Source organism: Lonsdalea quercina subsp. quercina, from assembly GCF_000688655.1.
GTDB lineage: Bacteria > Pseudomonadota > Gammaproteobacteria > Enterobacterales > Enterobacteriaceae > Lonsdalea > Lonsdalea quercina.
Genome location: NZ_JIBO01000033.1, coordinates 1 through 3,320, shown reverse-complemented (window position 1 = coordinate 3,320; position 3,320 = coordinate 1). Strand labels below are relative to the sequence as shown.

2 protein-coding genes and 2 pseudogenes are annotated in these 3,320 nt (G+C 61.1%); all 4 read right to left on the bottom strand.

Annotated features, from left to right (window positions below):
* Window positions 1-42 precede the first annotated feature (42 nt).
* A pseudogene (locus RZ35_RS17575) lies at window positions 43-276 on the bottom strand (S1 RNA-binding domain-containing protein); the annotation flags it as partial.
* Window positions 255-593 (bottom strand): annotated as a pseudogene (locus RZ35_RS16845) (DUF1795 domain-containing protein); the annotation flags it as partial. The pseudogenes RZ35_RS16845 and RZ35_RS17575, both read right to left, overlap by 22 nt.
* A 14-nt stretch (window positions 594-607) precedes the next feature.
* Window positions 608-2,461, bottom strand: coding sequence for a type VI secretion system Vgr family protein (gene tssI, locus RZ35_RS16840; RefSeq protein ID WP_026744349.1), 1,854 nt, complete (start codon window positions 2,459-2,461; stop codon window positions 608-610).
* Between the two features lie 230 nt (window positions 2,462-2,691).
* Window positions 2,692-3,210, bottom strand: coding sequence for an Hcp family type VI secretion system effector (locus tag RZ35_RS16835; RefSeq protein ID WP_026744348.1), 519 nt, complete (start codon window positions 3,208-3,210; stop codon window positions 2,692-2,694).
* Window positions 3,211-3,320: the final 110 nt, after the last annotated feature.

The window sequence follows — 3,320 nt, the reverse complement described above, 5'->3', positions numbered from 1 at the left end:
GGAGCTGACGCCATCAGGTGGCCCTGATGGCGTCGTAGCGAGTTAGGCTGCCGGTTTGGCGATGATGCTGCGCGTCTCCAGACGCACTTCTTTCAACATCACGTCCAGCTTGTCGCTCTGGCGGTAGACCACCTCACCTTTGATAGTGACGGTTCCGGTTTCTTGACTGCATACCAGTTCGTCGCGGACGGCATGGATGAATGAGGCCGGGATAAATGCCGTTGCGCCGTTGTCCAGCAGACGAACCCTCAGACCGCCGCCGTGACGGTAAACGTCAGCAGCCGCTGACCGCGCACCTGCATCACCACCACCTGATGCATCGGCCCCTCCGTCGAGCGCCAGGTGTACTCCAGCGCGCGCGCCGGTTCGCCATCCAGCGTGAGTTCCCAGGCGGCGCGCTCCTCATAGTTTTTCAGGTGCGCGGCGAACTGCTCCAGCGTCTGCTGATACACCGTCTCCGGCGTCAGGCCGAACTCAATCGGCGTGCGGTTGACCACCAGATTGGCGGTGTCGCCCGGCAGCACAAAAACATGGAGAGATTCGTCGCGCCAGTCCGCCGGGATCGCCAGTGTGCCTTCATTCATCTGATACATGCTGTTGCCGTCCTTTAGTTCAAATCGATGCGGGTACCGTTGAGTACGATGTGCTTGCCCACGATATTGATGTCGCCATCCTGAGTGATGAGGATATAGCCGCTGCCGGTGCCAATCTGGATGCTGCCTTCCCGCGACTGAATGGTGATGTTGCCCTTGACGTGCAGCGTCTCGGCCTCGTTCACCACCGTGCTGCGGTTTCGGGTCACGGCGATGGTCTGCTGCCCCTGAATTTCCGTCACCTGGTCGCCCTGTACCGACACCGTCTGATTGCGCTGCACCACCTGCGTCTGGTCGCGCCCGACGTTCTCGCTGTGGTCAACGTTGACCGAGGTGCTGCGGTTATTCAGCACCACGGTGTTCATGTCTTTCTGGGCATGCAGGAACAGCTCTTCCTGCCCGGCCTGATCTTCAAAGCGCAGCTCGTTGAAGCCGACCCCTTTGTGGGTCGCACTCTTGATGCTCATGCGGGTCTTGTGCGCCGGCAGTTCATACGGCGCGGGATGGGTGGCGTGATAGGTGCGCCCGGTGACGATCGGCTGGTCCGGGTCGCCCTCCAGAAAACTTACCACCACCTCATGACCGATGCGCGGGATGGCTATCATGCCGTACTGACCGCCCGCCCAGCCCTGACTGACGCGTACCCAGCACGAGCTCTGGTCGTCGCTCGAACCGTAGCGGTCCCACGGGAACTGCAGCTTCACCCGGCCGTATTCGTCGCAGTAAATTTCTTCCCCTGCCGGACCGACCACCGTCGCAATCTGCGGGCCGTCGACCATCGGGCGATGCGGCATTTTCGCTCGCCACGTGGTGCTGGCCTTCACCACCCCAAACGTGTTGGTCAGCGTCGTCGGCTCGCCGCCGCCTTCCTCTTCCAGCGCCTGCGGCTGGGTGCCGGTGTGGCTGACATTCACCACCTGCCAGCCGATGTTCAGCGTCAGGTTCGGGTGCTCCGTCAGGGTAAACGCGCTGCCGGGCATCAGCGTCGCGCAGTTCGACGCGCCTTGTCCGGTGACCGCGTCGGCGCGCAGCGCATCCAGCCGGTGGCCGCTGAACGCCTTGCCGCTCGGGTCCTGCTTGAAACGTCCCGGGTAGTCGTAGTGCTGGTAGCTTTCACGCTGGTGGTCCAGCGCCTCGCCCAGCTTCTTGTGCGNCAGGCCGTAGGCCGGGGTCTTGAAGCTGTAGTCTTTTAGCTCCACTTCCGCCGTGCGCACCGCTTCCCGGTAGCTGAACTGGCGCACGTACGCGCCTTCTGATAAGCCCTGACTGGCGAGGTTGAAGAACAGGTCCGGGCCTTTTCCCAGCGCCACCGCGTCGTCCGCGAACACCACCCGGTGTTTGCCCGCCTCGAATTCGTGGAAGTAGAACAGTCCTTCCTCCGCCGCCAGCCGGTTGATAAACGCCAGGTCGCTCTCCCGGTACTGCACGCAGTATTCCCGCTGGGCGTGCTCGTTGCGCAGGGCAAAAGCAAAGTCGGTAATGCCCGCCTCCTGCAACAGGACGCTGATAATCTCTTCCGGCTTCTGCGCCTGGAAGATGCGGGCGTTGGTGCGCAGACCCAGCCGCCACAGCGCCGGACGCACCACCGCCTGATAACGCGTACGCCGAAAGCCGGTGTCGCCCTGACCGAACTCGCTGACGATACCGCTCACCCGCCGTTGCAGCTCGCCTTCGTACCNCACCCGCAGCTCGCACGGCTGGCCCAGCACCGCGCCGAAGTCCACCGCCGGCAGCGCGCTCGCCAGCGACAACCCCAGCGCAAAGGGCTGGTTCAGCTCCTCGTCCAGCTGAAAATCCACTACCGAGAAGGTGCTCTCCGGCAGTGCGCCTATCGTTACGGTAAACTGAAGCCCGGTCATGCTTGCCACGTTATCCCTCTCCTTTTTCCCTGACGCCACGGCTACCGCACGCCCCGGAGTGTGGCTCCGTGCGCCTGCGATGCCGCCGTAATGGTGGTCGGTACTCTTGTGTGCTTTTATCTTTTTGCTTTTGCTTTTGCTTTTGCTTTTGCTTTTGCTTTTGCTGTGGCCTGGGTCTGCCCACGCCGCAACACCCGAATACAACGGAAAAACCCGGGCCGCAGCCCGGGTGGTCGGTATTACGCTTCGACCGGCACACGCCAGTCGTCGGAGCCTGAAGTTCCGGCGACGGTGTGTTCCCAGTCGATTTTGCGGTAGGACATGGACACCTGGATCAGCTGGGTGTAGTCCAGTTTGGACGGGTCCTGGCAGTGCGGCATCTGGCAGTCGATATCCACGATGGTGGCGTCGGTCAGCGTGGTGGAGAAGAAGTGCTCCTGCTTGCCTTCAACCGAGGTGCGGTACCATTTCAGGGTCACGGTCGGCAGCATTTCGCCGGAAGCGAGGGCGTTGTACATCAGCGGAACGGCTTTGTTCAGCGCCACGGTGAATTTGAACGGCTTGTGCACACGCTGGCCGGACGGCTGACCGGACTGCGGGTCGGTCGGGACGGTCACGATGTGTTTGAATTCCTGCACCAGCATTTCATCTTCGTGGCCCTGCACGTAGATGTTGCCGACGGAGTCGGACGTGAAGGCACCGGCGGTGATGTTGCCCTGAGTTTTCCCTTCAATGCTGATATAACATGGGGTTGGCATAGTCTTGCTCCTTGTTGTTGAACGGTTTTTACTTTCGCCCGCTTGACAATGCAATGGCTATGCCAACTTTTATCCTATTGTTTTATAATGGAATTTAAAATATACATTTC